Source organism: Bradyrhizobium sp., assembly GCF_030693485.1.
Classification (GTDB): Bacteria; Pseudomonadota; Alphaproteobacteria; order Rhizobiales; family Xanthobacteraceae; genus Bradyrhizobium.
The window spans coordinates 1-18,876 of sequence record NZ_JAUYAN010000057.1; the positions used below are offsets into that span (position 1 = coordinate 1).

Here is an 18,876-nt window from a genome sequence, read left to right on the forward strand (position 1 = left end):
AGCGCCCGCGCCCGTACAGAATGACTTGTTAGGGCAGTCACCAGGGCACCAACGCCAATAAGTCAGAAGGACCAATAAATTCAATCAATTAATTGGCTGCTGTGGCGGAGAGGGAGGGACTCTCCCCTGAAGGGAGCATGAAACCCTTCTGTACAAGTTGATCCTTCTATTTCAGGGGTTCTTGAACGGCCGGTGCTACACCGAGGTGCTACACCATGCCCACAATCAAGATGCCCAGCCCGAAAAAGCGTCCGACCTCCGAATTCTACTGGATCCGGAAGAAAGTACCCGTGGGGCTGCGCGCCCTGGTCGGCAAGACCGAGGTATGGGCGAGCCTAAAGACCAAAGACGAGCGCAAGGCCCGGATCAAGATCGGCGCCGTCAACGCCGAGATCGAGGCCGAATGGGCCCGCCTCCGGGCCGGCGGGCTGCCGGCTCCAGGCGCCGACCGGGAACTGGAACCCGCTCCCTTCAAGCTCACCCACCAGGACCTGCACGCGCTGCGCGGCGCCGCCCACGTCGAGATCCGTGACGCCTGGATCAAGGAGCCACCGACCGGGTTCCGCAAACTGAGGCTGTCCTCCCGTGACGAGGAGTCCCTGCAGGAGGACGCCGAGGAATGGCTGGAGAAGGGCGGTTACGAGGTCTCGACGGAGAATGTCGAGCGGCTCAAACCCCTCCTGCTCAGGGCCCGGAACGAAGCCACCAAGGATGTCGAGCGCGCCCTCGCGGGCGACTATCGGCCGAGTCCGGAAGTCGAGGGGGCGCCGCAGCGCACGACGCCGGCGCTCGACTTCATCACGAAGTTCGAGGAGTACGCGGTCAAGGGCGGCCTCAAGGGCGGCAAGTTCGGGCCCACAGCGAAGCGCTGGCGGCCGAAAATCCGGGCGTTCTGCGATTTCATCGGCCATCGGGACCTGAAGCGCATGAGCACCGCGGATGGGTACAGGTGGGCCGATCATCTGAGGGACAAATTTGCGCACGAGTCGATCAAGAATGTGTGGCTCGCCGCCCTGTCCGCGACAGCCGGCTTCATGGTGGAGCGGCGCGAGCTGGATCAGAACCCCTTCCTGCGGCTGAAGGTCCGCGAAGACAAGTCGGAGGACGATCCGACCAAAGCCAAAAAAGAACCACCCCGAAAGGGCTTCACGTTAGAGGAGGCGCAGCTCATCCTGACCGCCACGTTGGCCACCCCGAGCGACTTGATTTCGGTGGAGATGAGGGCGGCGAGGCGCTGGCTGCCGTGGCTGTGCGCCTATAGCGGCGCACGCGTCAACGAACTCACAAGCCTGCATCCCGACGACATTTCTCCGCTCACGAAGAAGATCCCGTACATGACGATCAAGCCCTCCCTGGAAAAGACGGGGCAATGGCGGGTCGTGCCCATCCACTCGCACGTGATCGAGCAGGGCTTCATGGGTTACGTCCAGGAGCGGCGGGACCTGAACAAGCCGCTCTTCTACGATCCCGATCGCAGCCGGGGCGGCAAGCCGGGCAATCCGCAGTTCAAGAAGGTCGCCGAGCGGATCGCCGAATGGGTGCACGGCCTCGACATCATTCCGGATGGTGTGAAGCCGAACCACGCTTGGCGCCATCTCTTCAAGAGCGTGGCCCGCGACGTTGGAATGGACCGCGAGGTGGAAGGCTTCATCACGGGTCACCGCCCCAAGGATTCGAACGCGGGCAACGACTACGGCGACCGATGGATCAAGACGAAGTCCGCGGAAATCGAGAAGTATCCGCGTTACGAGATTGCCGCCCTCAAGGCCGATCCCGCTCCGCACAGGCGCGTTCGCCGGACGTCCGCCCAGCTCGCCACGGCCGCCGAGGCAAAAACGGCTCGGAATGGAGCGCGCACGAAAGGAACCGGCGATACGCTCGCTGGCAAGTAAACCGCGGCAAGATCTCGGACGTCAGATTGATTGAATGGCGCACGCAAGGAACGGAACCACAGTGAAACAATCCATGTCGCAGGCCGGTGATGGAATGAATTCCTTGAGGAATTTTACGCCCGACGATGAACGATTAATCCGGCTGGAGCCGGAGAATCGGTGCGTGAGCGAACGCGTGAAGCTGCAGATCCCCTACACTCAACAATTTGTCCGCAGACGCTGTCGGAACAGCGAGCCCGTCCGGTTTTGGGAGAAGATGGAGGTTTTTCTCGACACGGTCGAGGCAGATGCCGCTCCGATCGCTTACAAGGTGTCGGAGACCGATGCCCTGGCCGAACGGCGCGAACACGGCAGCCTGTATGCCATCAGAAGCTTTCGAGGTGCACTGTGGTGGCCGCTGGTCGGGCCGCGCGGCTTCGTGCAACCCGATGATCTTCGCGGCCTCCTCGCCGAAGGTGACGAGGGCGCTCTGCTCGCGATCGATTCGTCGATCGAAACGCCGCTCAATGTCTCGGAACTAGCCCACGACGCGTACTTCGAACAGAACCCATACAGGACAATGGACATCTCAGACAGAGACGACCGGGTTGGGCTGGCACATCGCGGCGCCAGACAGGTGATGTTCTGCGATGGCAAGGTCTACGTCGTCGCCGGCGAGCCCATCTATTACTTGGCCCATACGCCGACCAAAGGCTCGTTCGCAGTTACCGTTGGCGCCGCCTCGCTTTCCCGGCGCGGAACGACGGCGGCTGGAATACCCGGTCCGACCGCATGGACCAGGATCGAGTCGGCGCGGCGCGGAACTGCGTACGCCATCGGGGAAATCGAAGACGAAATCAGGCTGCAGCTCGATCGCGGCAACTCGATCTTCGGCGCGCCCAAAATCGAAATTCTATGCGATTGCCAATTGCCCGATACTGCGGCGCTGCTATGCGCGCGCGTGCTGGCGGAATTCGTCTGGGGGGAAGCTGGACGGGAGGGCTATTGGACGGATTCGCTGCGCCGCAGCGTACCGACTCTGGCCGCCTCGCGCGATGCCGATGCCGCAAGCAATGATCTTCCCTGCCTAGAAGTGCTGGTTCAACTCACGTCGTGCAAGGATCAAGCCGTGAGAAACGAGTTCTTCAACGAGATTCGCGACGCGCGCGACGTGCTGCGACGGCTGAGATCCTTCGGCCACGGTTCGCTTGAAGAGGACGACGAGGCGGCGCTGTCGGATTGGGCAGCTCAGTTGCCCGGCAATATCCGGAAGGGTCCTGCAGGGCCTTGCGAATAACCGTCATTTTTGCGGGCGTGCTACTACGAGCAACACTTGACGCATCGAATTGCGAGACTTCTCGATCGGCGAACGAACGGATAACGACATGACCACTTATACGCTGTATCGGACTATCAATGATGACACCAACAACATCATCGCCCGCGGCCTGAGCGCCGTCGACGCGATGTACTTCATCGTCGAGCACGACCCGAAAAGGTATTTTCATTTTATTGTAGAAAACTACGAAACAATTCGTCGATTCGATTTCCGCCTTTCTCGCGAGGATGGGCCTCACGGGGAGATCCTGTTTCCGGCGACTGTGCCGTGCACGGACGACTTCGAAGCGGACAAGGGCGCTGCACTCGAAGTACTTGCCGTGCAGTTCCTCCGAGTCGCCCACAATTATTGGGATGGCCGTTGTGATACTGACGAAGTGATCGATGAGAACTTGAGGTACAAGGCCGACCGCGAGGACGCGCACCGAATGGAGCGTGAAATCGCGGTGAAATTCGTGGATGCGTTGGCGCTGGACGGATATACGATGGCGCGCGACATGCTCTGCAACGATTTTCCGCTCGCACACCCTAACGAACGAGCGGAATTCATCGAGCATGCCCTCGAGGCTATGATCGGTGGCGTCACTGTCTACAGACCGGGCGCAGCCCACCGGTTCGAATTCCATTTAGGTGGGGACAGCTGGGACCTGATTAGGAGCAGTAGCGGGCGTCTAGAAACGTTGACCGCGGCGATCATCGAACCCTATAGAGCTAAAGGGCACCCTGCCAAGACGAGCGGCACCGAAATATTCGATCTGAAAAGTCGCTGACGATTGTATCGTGCGCACTGGCCGAGCTAACGGCCTGCATAATCGTTCCGACGCAGCTTCCGGCCGCCGTTGCATGACACTATGTCTTGAGCAGCATGCGAGGCGGCGCTGTTGATCCCGCAAAAACCGAAGCTACGTCCCCGGCCCGCGCCCCGCTTCGGAGCTGATTGAGATCATGCGTCAAAACGGCTGAAGCACCGCAATCAAGATATCCGACAGTATCTCATTGACGCGCCTTGCGCAGCCGCACGCCTTCTCCCGTCTTCTCGTTCGCGAAGACGAACTCGACATCCAGGTCGTCCTCCATCTTGCGTCTCAATTCGACGAGCATCCTCCGGCGCCGTGGGTCCATCGGTCCCGGCTTCATGATCTCGATCAGCGCGATCGTCTTCCTCGATATTCCGACCTTCCCGGCGAGCTTCTCCTGATCGAAGCCGAGAAGCGCGCGCGCCGCCCTGCTCAGAGTCGGTGTCAGCAGATCGGCGTCGCTGTCATCCAAAGCCCGGTCCTTCATCGTTCGTTAAGCATACCGACATGTCTCGGTAATTTTATGCTACCAATCTCGTCGGCCATGGACTATATGATAAATCACATAATTGGTGAGGCAAATGAATTACGTGATCTACATGGCGAGCCATCGCTGGAGGACCAATGCGGCCCGCGTGGCGGAGCTGCAGGGTGCCGCCGGACGCTGTCGGGTTTGCTTCGGCCAATGCCCGCTTGAGGCCCACCACGCGACCTACGCGCGTCTCGGATGCGAAGCCGTCGGTGATCTCCTTGCGGTCTGCCGCCCGTGCCACGTCGAGATCACGACGTTCCTGCGCCGGCGCCGCTACCAGGACAAGAAACCGATCCGCACCGACGTGCCCCATGTCCGGGACACGCGTCGTCCGTTGTTCGACCCCACCCGCTAAGGAGATCAAGGAATGAAGCCCGAAGCCATCCGCCTGCGGCTCACCGGAGCCAAGCGGCTGATCATGCACAATGGACAGCTCGCCGATCCTCTCAACCCGATCACGAAGGAATTGGCTCGCCTGACCTCCAAGCGCGCCAAGACGGAGTCCGATCACCTGGAGATCAGCCGCGTCGAATGGAACGGCGGTCTCTGGCTGGACGGCGGCAAACCTTGCATTCCGGCGGAGGCGCTCATGGCGACCTTTGTGGAGGCCGCCAGGACCCGCCGCCGGGCCCCGCAGGCGGAGGCCGGCCTGATCGTCGAGCGTCACGCGCCGCTGCGCTATGTCGGTCCGACCGGCATGGACGAGCTCTGGGAAGATACTTCGTTCAGGATCCGCGTCGGCGTCAACGTGCGCGGTGCCCGCACCATGCGGACCCGCCCGGTCTTCGAGGATTGGAGCGTCGAGTTCACCGCCCTCTATCTGCCGACCCTCTTGGATCGCGGCGAGGTCCGCGAGCTCTACGAGATCGCCGGTTTCATGAAGGGCATGGGCGACTGGCGCCCGCAGAACGGCACCTTCCAGGTCGAGGTCATCGACTGACGAGATCCCACGGGTGGGGCGTGGCCCGGCGAGGCAGCGGCACGGTCCGGCGTGGTGAGGCGAGGCGGAGGGCTCCGAAAGGAGCCCTCCCGATCCGCCCGAAAGATGGAATGACCGCAGCCGCGGCGTTCCGAAGATGCAGCACAGGAGAGTACAATGAGTACTAAGCGCAAGTTCGTCGACAACACGGCCATTCCCGTCAACACGCTGTTGGAGGAGCAGTCCTCCAGAGCACTGCGGTCGTGGCGGAGCACGCGCGCGGACAACTTCCATGCTCCCGCCCTGAACCTGATGCGCGCCGCCGTCGCCAACGTCGCGATGCTCGGCGAACCCCGCTGGCGCGACGCGGCGGCGGGCGACCCCGCCGCCGCCGTCGCCATCGCGCTCGCCATGGGCCCGGAGAATTCCCAGGCGTTGAAGTTCGACATGTGCATGACGGCGCTCGTGGTCTGCGCCTGCACCGGCGACGCGGCCTCGTGCCTGGTGATCGCCTGGATGCTGAAGCGCATGCCGAACTCCAAGCGGCGCGAAAAGCGGCTCGCCGCCTCGTGGAGCGTCCGCGCCATGCGGCCGCTCCTCGCGCGGGTCGGGGACGGGAGCCTGACGTGAAGCTTCGGATCATGAGCGACCTGCATCTCGACCATCCCAGAAGCGACGGCCCGCCGCCGCTTGCAGCCGGCGCCGACATGGCCATCGTAGCGGGCGACACGCGCCATAGCTTGGTCAAGGGCATCGAACACCTGCGTCGCGCCTACCCGGCACCGACGGAGGTGGTCATGGACGCGGGTAATCACGAACTCTGGTCGAGGGAGCTGTCCTTCGAGAAGCATTTTGCGGAAGGCCGTCGCGCGGGCGATCTGCATGACGTCCATCTGTTGGAGAACAACGTCGGAATCGTAGACAACTTGCGCCTGCCCGGGTGCACGTTGTGGATGGATTACGAACTTTTCGGCTCGTCCTTGCGGGGGGCCGCCATGCGCGTGGCGGCCGAGACCATGGTCGATCACCGCCGCATCCAGGTGAAACCCGCGTTCAAGCCCGCTTTCGCGGTGGATCTGCCGGATGGCTGATCTCCGTCCCGCGCCGTTTCCAACCGTCTCGCCACCCCGGCGTAGTATCCCTTCCCTCACACCGCGTCCGCAGGTACATGAAGAACGAAGTCACTCACTCTACGGCGCCGGAAGCGGAGTCGGACCAGACGTCCTGCGTGCGGCAAGGCTCGGCTCCGGAATCGGCGCCGGCCACCACGAAATCCGGAAATCCATCGGCTCCGCAGGACGGAGAAACCGGCCGCAGGTCCGCCGGCTTCTCCCGCTTGGCCTTGCGCAGTCTACCGCCCGAGGAACATAACGAGGGCGAGGCGGACCTCGATGTACCGTCCGAGGATGACGACGATGGGGATCCGACCGCATCGCCGGTTGCCGGCCCCGGCGGCGACGCGCCTCGGGATCCTCGGAAAGCGCTTGTCGCCGCCGCAATGGCCGCGGCGATCACGCCCACCATCGAAGAGGGGCTACGCGGCCGGGCGACGCTGGCTTTGGTGGTGTCCGTTCCGGCCGCCGATTGGATCGCGCCGGTCACGGAGTTCTTTCAGCAGCGCCCGTTCGGGAGGGAGTGGCTGCGCTTCGCGCGCGATGGCTCCGAGCGCCTCCGTCACAAGGCGTCCGTGGGCAACGACGAGGTGGCGTCCGCCCTTGCGGGGGGGCGGTCGGTCGTCGGCATCGCCGTCAATCCCGAAGCAGTGCTTCCTGCGACCCTGGTCGCCGCAGCGGACCAGCGGATCAAGGTGAGGCTCGACGGAACCGCGGTCGGTCGAACCATCCGCGCTCTGTACGACGAAATTCCGCCGCAGATCGACGACGCCCACCTGGTCCGGCTAGAACTCGAGGACGTCGTGGCGGCAATGCGGCCGGACGCCAGCGCGCGCGAAGTCGCCGTGCGGATCGCCGCGGCGGCGGAGGGCCGCAGCGGGGCCGGAAGCATCGACGACGTGCCGGATCTCGCCACCGCGGTCGAATACGGCGCCGCCAGGGAATGGGGCCTCGCACTGGCGCGGGACCTGCGCGACTATCGCGCGGGTGTCCTTAGTTGGAGCGCGGTGGACCGCGGAGCCGTGTTCTTCTCCGGCCCCGGCATGGGGAAGAGCGTTCTCGCAAGGAGCATCGCGCGCGCATGCGAGGCCACGCTGGTGGTCGGCAGCATCGGCGAGCTGTTCGCGACCAGTTCAGGCCATCTGGATGGCGTGATCAAGAGCATGCGCGAACTGTTCGCGCGGGCCGCGGCGGCCGCACCCTCGATCCTCTTTCTCGACGAGATTGACGGGCTGCCGTCCCGGGAGTCTTTGGACTCGAGGAATCGAGACTGGTGGATGCCCGTCATCGAGGATTTCATGCTGCAGTTGGACGACGCGACTAGTGGCCGGCGTGAGGGCGTCGTGGTGATCGGTGCGACGAACCGGATCGGCGCCGTCGACCCGGCTATCCTCAGGCCCGGGCGGCTCGAACGCGCCATCGAGGTGACGGCACCCGGACCCGACGGCATCCTCAACATCCTGCGCTTTCACGTGCGCGGTAGCCTCTCCGACGAGGAGTTGCGCACCGCGATCGGACCGCTCGACGGATGCACGGCCGCGGAGATCATGGAGACCGTACGCAGCGCACGCAGGAAGGCGCGGCAGGCCGGGCGCGATGTTTCGATCGGCGACCTGAAAGATGCGGCCCTTCCGGAGTCGGACTTGCCGCCCGAGGCGCTATACAGGATCGCGGTGCACGAGGCAGGGCACGTCTTGTCCGCATATTGCTGCGGGCTCCGGGTAAAGTCGGTCCGGATGGGCGGCCGGGACGGCGCCGGCGGCGTCACTCGTATCGAAAAGTCCGCCGACATGGTCACGAGGCACTGGATCGAGCAACAGGTCGTCGGTCTGCTTTCGGGGCGCGCGGCGGAGATCGTCCTTCTCGGCGCCGCCTCAATGGGTGCCGGTGGCAGCGAGCGTTCCGATCTGTCGGTCGCGACGCGGTTGCTTGCGGCGATGAACCGCTCGTACGGATTGGGAGACGACGAACTGATCTATCTCGCCGACGCGGCCGGAGCCCACCGGGAGCTAGGCAGCGATCCCGTCGCGCGCCGGCGGATCAACGACGCGCTGAGGCGGCTGCAGGCACGCGCCGTGGGCATCGTCGACCGCAACCGCGGACAAGTCGCCGACGTCGCCGAGGCCTTGCTCCGTCGGCGCTTCCTTTCGGCGGAGGACATCGAGGTCATTATCGGACGGGATCGGCCGTCGCCCGAAAGCGTCACGTCCACTGGCTCCGGAAGCCGGCCGTGAACATGCTTCCGGCATCCCGCGATCGCACCGATGACCTCGAGCACTACGCCTCGGTGCTGCAGGCGAGCGGGGAATATCGGATCCTCCGGCGGCTGCGCTTGAAGGCGGCACTTCCTCTCCCCGAAGGAGTACCGACGCGGCGGGGAGTCATCGTCGACGTCGAGACCACCGGCCTGGATCCGGCCACCGACGAAATTCTCGAACTCGCCATGCTGGCGTTCGATTACTCGATCGACGGAGCGTCCGTCTCGGCCGTGGCGTCGTTCGATCAGCTGCGGAATCCGGGCCGTCCCATTCCGCCGGAAGTGACGAACCTGACCGGCATCACGGACGAGATGGTGGTCGGGAAGACCATCGACCTGGCCGCCGCCGACGCCTTCGTCAAGCAGGCGGCGCTGGTGATCGCTCACAACGCGGCGTTCGACCGCCGCTTCTGCGAGCGACTGTTGCCCGTCTTCGCTGTAAAACCTTGGGCCTGCTCCCTCCGAGAGGTGGGTTGGATCGACGAGGGATTCGAGAGCGCTCGCCTGTCGCAACTGGCCGGCGGATTCGGGCTTTTCTTCGACGGTCACCGAGCGGGTCACGATTGCGAGGCCGCGCTCGATCTGCTTTCGCGTCCTCTGCCGCGCAGCGGACGGACCGCGCTGAGCGCACTGCTCGAATCGGCGCGGCGCCCACGCTGGCGGATCCGGGCGGAAGGCGCGCCGTACGCTTCGCGTGAGACCCTGAAGCGGCGAGGGTACAGATGGGATCCCGGCGATCGAGCGAGGCGCGGCGCTTGGTGCACCGAACTCGTGGAGGACATCCTCGAAGCCGAGCGCGACTTCCTGCGGGCCGACATCTATCGCAGACAGGATGCCGTCATCGACGGGCGCCTACTGACCGCGTTGGAACGCTACTCGGAAAGGTCGGACATGTGAGGAGCGGCGCAACTGCCCTCGGCGCTTGGAGCCCTTCGGATGCGCGGCTGCGCAACCCGAAGGGCGAGCTGGCGCTTGCCCAGATGATCGCTTAGCGCCAAAAGCCGCCGATCGTAAACACATACATGGGAAACGCCCGAATGCTCAGTCGGCTCTAAAGTCATGCTCTCGCGATAGAGCGACGCGGAGGGAGGGATGGCGGAGGATCCCGTATGCCCGCACGCCCCGTCGGTCGAGGCCGACAACCTTGGAACAAAGGATTGCTCGTCGGCCAGAAGAAGCCTCTTGAGCCCAAGCATGTATGGTCAATTCGGGTCCGCCTAGAAATCGCGCGGTCAAAGCGTGCCCTTGCGATCTTTAACTTAGCAATCGACAGTAAACTTCGCGGCTGTGACCTGGTCAAACTGCGACTAGAGGACATTTGCTCGGGAACTAATGTGCGGCGTCGAGCGACTATTGTCCAAAAGAAGACTGGACAACCGGTTCAGTTTGAGATCTCGGAGCAGTCGAGGAATTCCGTTGAGGCTTGGCTACCAATGCTCCGGACTACAAAGTTCGCGATATCTCTTCCCCAGCCGACTTCATGCAAGTCCTCATATTTCAACCCGCCAATATGCCCGGCTGGTGCATCGCTGGGTTCAAAGCATCGGCTTAGAGGCAACGTCTTACGGCACGCACTCGATGCGCCGCACGAAGGCTGCCCAGATTTATAGGAAGACCGGCAACCTGCGTGCAGTCCAACTTCTCCTCGGACACACCAAGTTGGAAAGCACCGTCCGATATCTCGGAATTAAGGTGGACGACGCCTTGAATATTGCCGAGCAGATTGACCTCTGATCGTCGACCACCGGCTTCCACGCCGGTGGTCGCTTTCGCGCCAACAGCGGCCGGCCGAAATTTTGCTAGTGACGCTGCGTAGCGAGATTATAAAACGCGAATCGGATCTGATCGCTGACTTGGCGGAACAAGGCGCTTTGCCGCAAAATGTCGTCGAGGTGCGTCGTCATGCGATTTGGATTCCATGCCGCGTGACGACTTCGTCGACACGTTGCGGCGTCATCTGGCTTTTTGGATGGCAGGCGCATCGACAAGGTGTTGGCTCGAAAGACCCAAAGGCCACGCTTCGGGCATTTCGTCGACAGCCAAGGCGAAAAGATCGTGCTCCCAAGTTCAGTTCCAGCCGGTCATCTGCCAGCCGCCGATCGCCGTTATGGCGAGCGCGGCGGCGATCTCAAGCGTCCGCACTGCGCCATGCCGCCATTGCGGACTGAAAGCCAACACGGCGGGCAATGCCCTCGTCCGCAAAACTACTGCCAACAACGGAAATGCTGCGACCGTTACAATCATGCCGGCCGCGAAGGTTCCGCTCAAGACGAGGCCGGCGCCCACCGCCCCATGCACGATCGCGTATGTCATAATGAATGTTGTAAGCGGACACGGGATCATGCCGGTCACAAGTGCGAGCGCAAAGCCTGACTTCTCGCTGTCATGCGTATGAGGTCGAAGTGCCCGGAAGAGAAGCCACAGGCCGGTAAGCAGGATGAGAACGTGACTGGCGTGTTCCAGCCCGGGTGCCCGCCCGGCGCCGCCGATCGTCCGCTGCAGCAGGGCAAACCCCGTCATCACCAACACGATGGCGGAGCCGACATGCGTGACGATAAGGATCGCGCTGGAAGCCAGAGCCCCTCGCCAACGGCCATCGCCGGCGTAATAGGCCGTGAGCACCGATTTTCCGTGACCGGGCAGCAGGGCGTGGAGCATCCCGAAACAGAACGCGGCCGCCACCAGCGATGGTAGACCGGCCAAGCCAGTCGTCCGCAGCGCGTTCAATTCGCCTATGGCATTTGCATAAAGCCAGCGCTGAAGCTCGAAAGCCGTTTCCATCGATCCGTCATTAACCCCGAGTGCTGTTCAGTCGGCCGAGCGCCCGCGGACGAGCATACTGCAATTCGGGCCTTTCGCGGCCGATACAGCACTAATACTGACTTGTGCGTGAAGACGCCGTTGTGCGGCCCGGGTTGGCCTTGTAAGCACGGCCAACTCCGATTAGTTATCCGATATGCAGCATCGGCCGCTTCATCGCCTTCGCCGGTTCGCCAGAACAATCATGTTCGTGGCGATTTCGGCGTTCATGCTGCAGGGGGTACTAATTTCGATCTCCCAGGCCGCGGCCGCAACGGGCACAATGCTGGAACCTGCCGTGACCTTGAGCGGTTCCCTGCACTACCACGACCAACTCGCCGGCCATGTGCACGATCACGGCGGTGAGGGTGCTGTAGGTCACGTTCATGATGGACTTGGGTCCGACCATGAAGACCCGGGCGCCGGTTCGAGCTCATCCTGGAGCATTTTTAGCTCCTCGATCACGATTCCGACCGTCCTAGCGGCGATTCCTTCATCCGATTTGGTCGGCCGTGTCGGACTGCCAGCCCGGGTGAGAGCGGACGGAGTCGAACCTGCCGCTCTGACCCGACCACCAAGTACCTTCAGCCTCGCGTAGCTCGGGCGACCTTCCCGGTCGCCGCCATTTCGCGTGACTGAAGAGGTTTCAATGTTCCCGATACAATGCCGCCTGAAGAGGCGGATCGCGAGGCTTGGCGCAGCCGGCCTCGGTTGCCTGGCCGGCCTTGTTCTCAGCTTTGCCGTTTCCGTGGCCCATGAAGGGCACGATCATGGCGACGAGAAGATTTCACCCGTGGTGTCCTCAGCCTTTCCCAGGGTCGCGGCACGATCGGAGCTGTACGAGATCGTCGGCATCGTGAAGGACAACCGGCTTTCGATCTTCCTGGACGATGCCGTCACGAACGAACCGATTCCTGATGCCGCGCTGCAGGTCACCATTGGGGAAGCCGCGGCGATCGAGGCAACGAAAGAACCCGACGGTTCGTATACCGCCGTGCTGCCGGACCCGAGGCCGACAGGGGCGGTAGAGGTCATCATCGCCGTGGCCGCCCAGAGGGGCGACGACCTGCTGGTGGACTCCCTCACCTTGTCTCAAAACGCCGTCGCGCCCGCGCGGGACGAACGCCGTTGGGTCTCGGCCGGCCCGGTGGGTGCCATGCTCGCTATTGCTGGTTTGAGCCTTGGCCTGGCGTACCGCTTTCTGAAACGTCGGCGCCGCACGGTGGCGGCCACATCGGCGGCCGTGGCGGCGAGCGCCTGCGTCGTCCTTGCCGCGGTTTCGTTCGGTGAATGGCGCAGCACGGCTGCCGACGCAGGCAAGCCGCCGCCGCCGGCTGCCCTGAGCGATGCGCCGCGACGGCTTCAGGACGGCTCGGCATTCGCTGCAAAGCCGACCCAGCGCCTGCTGGATATCCGCACGGCCTCCGCCGAGTCGCAGAGCGTGCGGCCCGCCCTCAGTCTGATTGGACGCATCATTGCGAATCCCGACCGCAGCAGCATCGTGCAAAGCGTCTACGGCGGTCGCGTCGTTCCCAGCGAAAACCCGATACCCCGTATCGGGCAGCAGGTCCGCAAGGGCGACGTGCTGATCCGGATCGAACCCCATATGCCCGTGGCGGACCGGACGACGATCCTGGAGAAGGTAGGTGAGATCGAGCAACTGATTGCGGTCGCAGAGAACAAGATACGGCGGTTGCGCCCGCTGGCGGAACGGGGAGCCGTCCCCCAAGGTCAGGTCAACGATCTCGAGAGCGAGTTGGAAGGCCTGCGTGCCAGGCGGGAAACCGTTCGAAACTCCCGCAGCGACCATGAAGTGCTGCGCGCATCGACCGACGGCATTGTCACCGCAGCCAAGGTCATACCGGGCCAGGTCATCCAGCCGCAGGATGTTCTGTTCCAGATCGCCGATCCCAATGGACTGTGGGTCGAGGCACTCGCCTACGGCGATATCGATCTGAGCAGCCCGATCGGGGCAACGGCCGTCGCTTCGAACGGACAATCGATTCCGCTGTCACATCTCGGAACCAGCCGGGCACTGAGGCAACATGCGTCCGTCGTCCATTTTACGATTCCGGAGGCGCCGACAGGGCTCAACATCGGCCAGCCGCTTACCGTGATGGTTCAAAATGGCACTCCGACCGAAGGGCTGATCTTTCCGCGCGATTCCGTCGTGCGCAGCAGCAACGGAGAAAGCATCGTCTGGGTGCACGTGGCCCCGGAACGATTCGAGCCAAGACCTGTGCGGGTTCTACCGGTCGACGCAACGCGCGTGCTCATTGCCGGCGGTCTCGGCGGCGGTGAGCGTGTCGTCGTGCGCGGCACCGATCTCATCAACCAGATCCGGTAGGAGCCAAGATGTTTCAGCTCATCGTCCGGACCAGTCTGCGCAATCGCCTGTTCGTATTGGCCGTAGCGGCGGCACTCGTGGCCTATGGTCTGTATATTTTGCCGCGCATTTCCGTCGACGTCCTTCCCGACATCAACCGGCCGACCGTCAACATCCTGACCGAGGCGGAAGGCCTGGCGCCCCAGGAGGTCGAGCAGCTCGTCACGTTCCCGATCGAGACGTCGATGAACGGCATGCCGGGTGTCATCCGCGTGCGTTCGGTCTCCGGCGTCGGTCTTTCCGTGGTGTACGTCGAATTCGACTGGGGCGTGGACGTCTATCGCGCGCGGCAGTTCGTCTCGGAGCGCCTCGCGCTGATCCGCGAGCAACTGCCGTCGTCGGTCAATCCGCAGATGGGCCCGGTGACCTCCATCATGGGCGAGATCATGCTGATCGCGCTCACCAGCGACGGCAAGGCATCGCCGATGGAAGTTCGCGAGATCGCGGATTTCGTCGTCAGGCCGCAGCTTTTGGCCATCCCCGGGGTTGCCCAGGTGATACCCATCGGCGGAGAGGTCCGCCAATACCGGGTGAGGCCGAACGTGGCGACCATGCAGGCGCTTGGCATCAGTCACGACCAGATCGAAAAGGCGATCGCCCGGTTCGGAACCAACAGCGGCGGCGGTTTCGTGGACCAGCACGGCCGCGAATACCTGATCCGCAATGTTGGACTGTCCAAGCAGATCGACGACCTAGGCAACACCGTTGTCATGGAGCGCGAAGACCAGCCCATACTGCTGAAGCAGGTCGCCGTCGTCGAATTCGCCGCCCGAGCCAAGCGCGGGGACGCCGGCTATAACGGGAAGCCCGCCGTCATCGTCAGCGTGCAGAAACAGCCCGCCGCCGACACCGTGGCACTGACCCGCAGCATCGAAGCTTCCTTGGGCGACCTGCAGCGCACGATGCGGGCCGGGGTCACCGTCACGAACGTTCAATTCCGTCAGGCCACGTTCATCGAGACATCGATCGGCAACGTCAAGCAGGTCTTGATGGAGGCCGCCGTCGTCGTTGCCCTCATTCTCTTCATCTTTCTGATGAATGCACGCGCGACGGTCATTTCCCTGACCGCAATCCCGATATCGATCCTGATCACCATCCTGGTCTTCCACGCCTTTGGACTGACCATCAACACGATGACGCTCGGCGGGCTGGCCATCGCGATCGGCGAACTGGTCGACGATGCCGTGGTGGACGTCGAGAACATTCTGCGGCGCCTGAGGGAGAACTCCGCTTTGCCGGAGCCCCGGGCCGCACTCGAAGTGATCGTTCAAGCGAGCCAGGAAGTCCGCTCCAGCATCGTCTATGCGACTGCGATCATCGTCCTCGTTTTCGTGCCGCTGTTCGCCCTTCCCGGCATCGAGGGAAGGTTGTTTACGCCGCTCGGCATCGCCTACATCGTCTCGATACTGGCTTCGCTGCTGACGTCGGTCACGGTCACGCCGGTCCTGTCCTACTACCTCCTTTCCGGCAGGGCTCATTCGGGCGAACGCGATAGCGCCCTGGTTCGAATTCTGAAGGAGGGTAACCGCCGGCTGTTGGGCTGGGCATTCGAATGGCGAGGGCTTGTGCTTGGCACGGCGGCCGTTGCCGTCGTATTTGCCGCCTATGCGGCGACGCTGATGCCGCGCAGTTTCCTGCCACCCTTCAACGAGGGAACGCTCGTTCTCTCGCTTCAATATAATCCGGGCATCTCGCTTGCCGAATCGCATCGGCTTGGACTGCTGGCCGAACAATTGCTTGCAAAAGTCCCCGAAGTGAAATCGGTGGGACGGCGCACCGGCCGCGCGGAACTTGATGAACATGCCGAGGGGGTTCATTTCAGCGAGATCGACGTCGATCTCGTCCCCTCGAAGCGCCAGAAGACAGACATCTATGCCGATGTCCGCGAGAAGCTTTCCGGACTGCCGGCTTCGGTCGCCATCGGGCAGCCCATCAGCCATCGCCTCGATCACCTGCAGTCGGGCATCCGCGCGCAAGTCGTTCTGAAGATTTTTGGTCAGGACATCGAGGTGCTGCGCCGGCTTGCGGAAACGTCGCGTCAGCGTCTTTCAACCATCCCGGGCCTGGTCGATCTCCAGGTGGAGAAGCAGGTACTCATTCCCCAGGTACGGGTGCAGATCGATCATGCCCGCGCGGCCCTGCACGGCGTGACCCCCGCCGCCGTAACGCAGGCGCTCGATACGCTGTCGAACGGACGCAAGGTCTCGCAGATCGTGGACGGCAACCGCCGGTTTGACGTGGTGTTGCGGCTTTCGGACCAGGATCGCTCGACCACGGGCCTCTACAACCTCCTGATCCCGACCTCGTCGGGATTTGTGCCGCTGAACGCGCTGGCCGAGATCATCGAGACCGACGGACCGAACCAGATCCAGCGGGAGGGGACGCAGCGCAGGATCGTGGTCTACGGCAACGGGGACGGCCGCCGCGACATGGCCGAAATCGCCACCGACATGCGCCGCGCCCTTGCCGAACTGGACTTTCCGCAGGGCTACGCGACGAACCTTGAGGGGACCTTCCAGGCACAGGAGGAAGCCGCCATGCACATCGGCATCCTGTCGCTCGCGTCATTGGCGATGATATTCATCGTTCTCTACAGCCGATATCGGTCCCCAGCGCTGGCGCTCATCGTCATGGGCGGAATTCCGCTCGCCCTGATCGGCAGCGTCCTCGCCTTGAACATCGCCGGACAGCCGCTGTCGGTCGCATCGATGGTGGGCTTCATCACGCTGGCAGGCATCTCGGCACGGAACGGGATCCTCAAGATTTCCCACTACATCAACCTGGCCCTCCACGAAGGCGAGCGGTTCGGTACGGGGCTGATCATCCGGGGAAGCCTGCAGCGGCTGAGCCCCGTTCTGATGACTGCGCTGTGCGCCGGGCTCGCGCTGACGCCGCTGCTGTTCGGCGCCGACGAACCGGGACGGGAGATACTGCATCCCGTCGCCGTCACGATCTTCGGCGGTCTCCTCAGCGCCACGATGCTGGATACCGTGGTGACGCCCGTCCTCTTTTTACTATTCGGCAGAAAGCCCCTCGAGCGCCTTCTGACCGAACGTGCCGCAGCGCTCGAACCAGCCGAAGCCTTCTGACGATCCTCAATCCAAATGGAGAAAACCATGATCAAGTATGCATTCCTCGCGTTAATCGCTGCCATCACCGCCATGCCCGACTTTGCCCAGGCGCAAACCAAGAAGGGGAAGAACGGCGGTCCCGTCGTCACCTCGCAGGGGCACCCAATCGAGTTTGTCCGCAAGGGCATGGAGATCGTGTTCTATGTAGGCGACGACGACGGGTCTCCGCTCCCCACGAAGGAGATGCGGGGCCGCGCCACCGTTCAGGACGGCGGCAAGACCGTCACCGTGCCGCTCACGCCGAGCAGCCCGAACATGATGGTCGGCAAGCTGCAGACGGAGCTTAGTCCGCAAGCGCGCGTGGTGTTTTCGGCGAACCTGCACGGCCACTCGCTGACCGCCCGATACACGACAGAATAATGCGGGAGTCTCCATGCTGTCCGTCCTAACCAATCGCACCTACCGCCATCTCTTCTCTGCGCAGGTCATCGCGCTGGTCGGGACGGGCATGATGACAGTGGCCCTCGGGTTGCTGGCGTTCAAGATCGCCGGCGACCAGGCGGGCGCGGTGCTGGGCACCGCGCTCGCGATCAAGATGTTGGCGTACGTCGGCGTGGCGCCCGTGGTGGGCGGCTTTGCCAACTATCTGCCGCGGCGGGCGTTCCTGGTATCGATGGACCTGATGCGCGCGGCGGTCGCGATCGCGCTGCCCTTCGTCGACCAGGTCTGGCAGATCTACGTCCTGATCTTCGTGCTGCAGGCCGCCTCGGCCGCCTTCACTCCCACATTCCAGGCCACCATCCCGGACGTGCTTCCCGACGAGGCTCAGTACACCCGCGCATTGTCGCTGTCCCGTCTCGCTTACGACATGGAAAGCCTGCTCAGCCCGACGCTTGCGGCCGCCCTCCTGACGCTCATCACCTACAACTGGCTGTTCGTCGGCACCGTCGTGGGCTTCTTGTGCTCGGCCGGGCTGGTGCTCTCCGTCACCGTGCCGCAACCCGAGCCGTCCGCGCGCAAGGGCGGCATCTATGCCAACACGACGCGCGGCATCCGGATCTATCTCGCCACCCCGCGCCTGAGGGGCCTGCTGGCGCTTAATTTGTCGGTGGCCGCCGCCGGCGCGATGGTCATCGTCAACACTGTGGTCCTGGTGCGCGGCATCCTGGGGGGCACGGACAGCGACGTTGCACTGGCGCTGGCCTGCTTCGGCGGCGGGTCGATGGCCGCGGCCCTCCTGCTACCGAGGCTGCTCGACCGGCTGCCGGACCGGGCAGTCATGCTGCCATCGGCAGGAGTGCTCGGGGCGGCCCTTGTCGGATTCGCAGGAGTGTTGTCCCTGTCTGCAGCCTCCACATGGGTATGGCCGGCCCTGCTGGCGACGTGGACGCTATTGGGTGTCGCCTACTCTGCTGTGATGACACCATCCGGCCGTCTGCTGCGGCGATCCGCCCGCGCTGCGGATCGCCCGGCGGTGTTTGCCGCACAGTTCGCCCTCTCCCATGCCTGCTGGCTGCTGACCTACCCGCTCGCCGGCTGGTTCGGCTCTCAGGTCGGAATGGTCCCGGTTCTGTTGGTCCTCGCCGCGGTCACGTTCTGCGGCGTCTTGCTCGCACACTCGCTCTGGCCGTCCGAGGATCCCGACATCGTGCAGCACGAACACCCGGAACTCCCCGGCGATCATCCACATCTGCGCGGCGAGCGATTTCATCACGCCCACGCCTATACGATCGACGAGCTTCATCACCGGTGGCCGTAGGCCAAGAATACCCGCCGGGGCTGTTCATGGTAAGA

General features: G+C 63.5%; 15 protein-coding genes and 1 pseudogene. 14 read left to right on the top strand and 2 right to left on the bottom strand.

Annotation, left to right across the window (positions count from 1 at the left end):
- Positions 1-215 precede the first annotated feature (215 nt).
- The 3 genes from Q8N40_RS04525 (at position 216) to Q8N40_RS04535 (ending at position 3,979) form a co-directional block, all read left to right on the top strand.
- Positions 216-1,892 carry a DUF6538 domain-containing protein gene (locus tag Q8N40_RS04525; protein ID WP_305710954.1) on the top strand — a complete coding sequence of 559 codons (1,677 nt, stop codon included), beginning with the start codon at positions 216-218 and terminating at the stop codon, positions 1,890-1,892.
- A gap of 73 nt (positions 1,893-1,965) precedes the next feature.
- Positions 1,966-3,168 (top strand): hypothetical protein, encoded by a 1,203-nt coding sequence (locus Q8N40_RS04530; RefSeq protein ID WP_305710955.1) that lies wholly within the window; start codon positions 1,966-1,968, stop codon positions 3,166-3,168.
- Between the two features lie 88 nt (positions 3,169-3,256).
- Positions 3,257-3,979, top strand: coding sequence for a hypothetical protein (locus tag Q8N40_RS04535; RefSeq protein WP_305710956.1), 723 nt, complete (start codon positions 3,257-3,259; stop codon positions 3,977-3,979).
- A gap of 223 nt (positions 3,980-4,202) precedes the next feature.
- Here the strand turns inward: Q8N40_RS04535 and Q8N40_RS04540 are convergent, their stop codons facing one another.
- Positions 4,203-4,478 carry a hypothetical protein gene (locus tag Q8N40_RS04540; protein WP_305710957.1) on the bottom strand — a complete coding sequence of 92 codons (276 nt, stop codon included), beginning with the start codon at positions 4,476-4,478 and terminating at the stop codon, positions 4,203-4,205.
- A gap of 109 nt (positions 4,479-4,587) precedes the next feature.
- On the opposite strand from Q8N40_RS04540, the gene Q8N40_RS04545 reads away from it, so the two are divergent.
- The 7 genes and pseudogenes from Q8N40_RS04545 to Q8N40_RS04575 all read left to right on the top strand — a co-directional run bounded on the left by Q8N40_RS04545 (position 4,588) and on the right by Q8N40_RS04575 (position 10,560).
- Positions 4,588-4,893, top strand: a complete 306-nt coding sequence (locus Q8N40_RS04545; RefSeq protein WP_305710958.1) for a hypothetical protein — start codon at positions 4,588-4,590, stop codon at positions 4,891-4,893.
- 12 nt (positions 4,894-4,905) lie between these two features.
- Positions 4,906-5,478, top strand: a complete 573-nt coding sequence (locus Q8N40_RS04550; RefSeq protein ID WP_305710959.1) for a hypothetical protein — start codon at positions 4,906-4,908, stop codon at positions 5,476-5,478.
- Between the two features lie 156 nt (positions 5,479-5,634).
- Positions 5,635-6,087 (top strand): hypothetical protein, encoded by a 453-nt coding sequence (locus tag Q8N40_RS04555; protein WP_305710960.1) that lies wholly within the window; start codon positions 5,635-5,637, stop codon positions 6,085-6,087.
- Positions 6,084-6,548 (top strand): hypothetical protein, encoded by a 465-nt coding sequence (locus Q8N40_RS04560; protein WP_305710961.1) that lies wholly within the window; start codon positions 6,084-6,086, stop codon positions 6,546-6,548. The genes Q8N40_RS04555 and Q8N40_RS04560 overlap by 4 nt, the downstream gene beginning before the upstream one ends.
- Positions 6,549-6,625: 77 nt before the next feature.
- Positions 6,626-8,803 (top strand): AAA family ATPase, encoded by a 2,178-nt coding sequence (locus tag Q8N40_RS04565; RefSeq protein ID WP_305710962.1) that lies wholly within the window; start codon positions 6,626-6,628, stop codon positions 8,801-8,803.
- A 2-nt stretch (positions 8,804-8,805) separates the two neighbouring features.
- On the top strand, positions 8,806-9,723 hold the full coding sequence (locus tag Q8N40_RS04570; RefSeq protein WP_305710997.1) for a 3'-5' exonuclease: 918 nt from the start codon (positions 8,806-8,808) through the stop codon (positions 9,721-9,723).
- A gap of 212 nt (positions 9,724-9,935) precedes the next feature.
- Positions 9,936-10,560: pseudogene (locus Q8N40_RS04575) on the top strand (tyrosine-type recombinase/integrase).
- A gap of 333 nt (positions 10,561-10,893) precedes the next feature.
- On the opposite strand, the gene Q8N40_RS04580 reads toward Q8N40_RS04575, so the two are convergent.
- Positions 10,894-11,607, bottom strand: a complete 714-nt coding sequence (locus tag Q8N40_RS04580) for a sulfite exporter TauE/SafE family protein (protein WP_305710963.1) — start codon at positions 11,605-11,607, stop codon at positions 10,894-10,896.
- Between the two features lie 667 nt (positions 11,608-12,274).
- On the opposite strand from Q8N40_RS04580, the gene Q8N40_RS04585 reads away from it, so the two are divergent.
- From Q8N40_RS04585 to Q8N40_RS04600, 4 genes are read left to right on the top strand one after another with little or no spacing between them, the layout of a single operon-like run.
- Positions 12,275-13,972 carry an efflux RND transporter periplasmic adaptor subunit gene (locus Q8N40_RS04585; RefSeq protein WP_305710964.1) on the top strand — a complete coding sequence of 566 codons (1,698 nt, stop codon included), beginning with the start codon at positions 12,275-12,277 and terminating at the stop codon, positions 13,970-13,972.
- Between the two features lie 8 nt (positions 13,973-13,980).
- On the top strand, positions 13,981-17,100 hold the full coding sequence (locus tag Q8N40_RS04590) for an efflux RND transporter permease subunit (protein ID WP_305710965.1): 3,120 nt from the start codon (positions 13,981-13,983) through the stop codon (positions 17,098-17,100).
- Between the two features lie 27 nt (positions 17,101-17,127).
- Entirely contained in the window at positions 17,128-17,502 is a 375-nt protein-coding gene (locus Q8N40_RS04595) for a hypothetical protein (RefSeq protein ID WP_305710966.1), read from the top strand.
- Between the two features lie 13 nt (positions 17,503-17,515).
- A complete protein-coding gene (locus Q8N40_RS04600) occupies positions 17,516-18,841 on the top strand; it encodes an MFS transporter (RefSeq protein WP_305710967.1) in 1,326 nt (441 codons plus the stop codon).
- The last annotated feature ends 35 nt before the right edge of the window (positions 18,842-18,876 follow it).

Bases quoted from the DNA above. Each gene is read 5' to 3' on its own strand.
- Q8N40_RS04525 (WP_305710954.1), top strand. From the start codon at position 216: ATGCCCACAATCAAGATGCCCAGCCCGAAAAAGCGTCCGACCTCCGAA.
- Q8N40_RS04530 (WP_305710955.1), top strand. From the start codon at position 1,966: ATGTCGCAGGCCGGTGATGGAATGAATTCCTTGAGGAATTTTACGCCC.
- Q8N40_RS04535 (WP_305710956.1), top strand. From the start codon at position 3,257: ATGACCACTTATACGCTGTATCGGACTATCAATGATGACACCAACAAC.
- Q8N40_RS04545 (WP_305710958.1), top strand. From the start codon at position 4,588: ATGAATTACGTGATCTACATGGCGAGCCATCGCTGGAGGACCAATGCG.
- Q8N40_RS04550 (WP_305710959.1), top strand. From the start codon at position 4,906: ATGAAGCCCGAAGCCATCCGCCTGCGGCTCACCGGAGCCAAGCGGCTG.
- Q8N40_RS04555 (WP_305710960.1), top strand. From the start codon at position 5,635: ATGAGTACTAAGCGCAAGTTCGTCGACAACACGGCCATTCCCGTCAAC.
- Q8N40_RS04565 (WP_305710962.1), top strand. From the start codon at position 6,626: ATGAAGAACGAAGTCACTCACTCTACGGCGCCGGAAGCGGAGTCGGAC.
- Q8N40_RS04570 (WP_305710997.1), top strand. From the start codon at position 8,806: ATGCTTCCGGCATCCCGCGATCGCACCGATGACCTCGAGCACTACGCC.
- Q8N40_RS04580 (WP_305710963.1), bottom strand. From the start codon at position 11,607: ATGGAAACGGCTTTCGAGCTTCAGCGCTGGCTTTATGCAAATGCCATA.
- Q8N40_RS04585 (WP_305710964.1), top strand. From the start codon at position 12,275: ATGTTCCCGATACAATGCCGCCTGAAGAGGCGGATCGCGAGGCTTGGC.
- Q8N40_RS04590 (WP_305710965.1), top strand. From the start codon at position 13,981: ATGTTTCAGCTCATCGTCCGGACCAGTCTGCGCAATCGCCTGTTCGTA.
- Q8N40_RS04595 (WP_305710966.1), top strand. From the start codon at position 17,128: ATGATCAAGTATGCATTCCTCGCGTTAATCGCTGCCATCACCGCCATG.
- Q8N40_RS04600 (WP_305710967.1), top strand. From the start codon at position 17,516: ATGCTGTCCGTCCTAACCAATCGCACCTACCGCCATCTCTTCTCTGCG.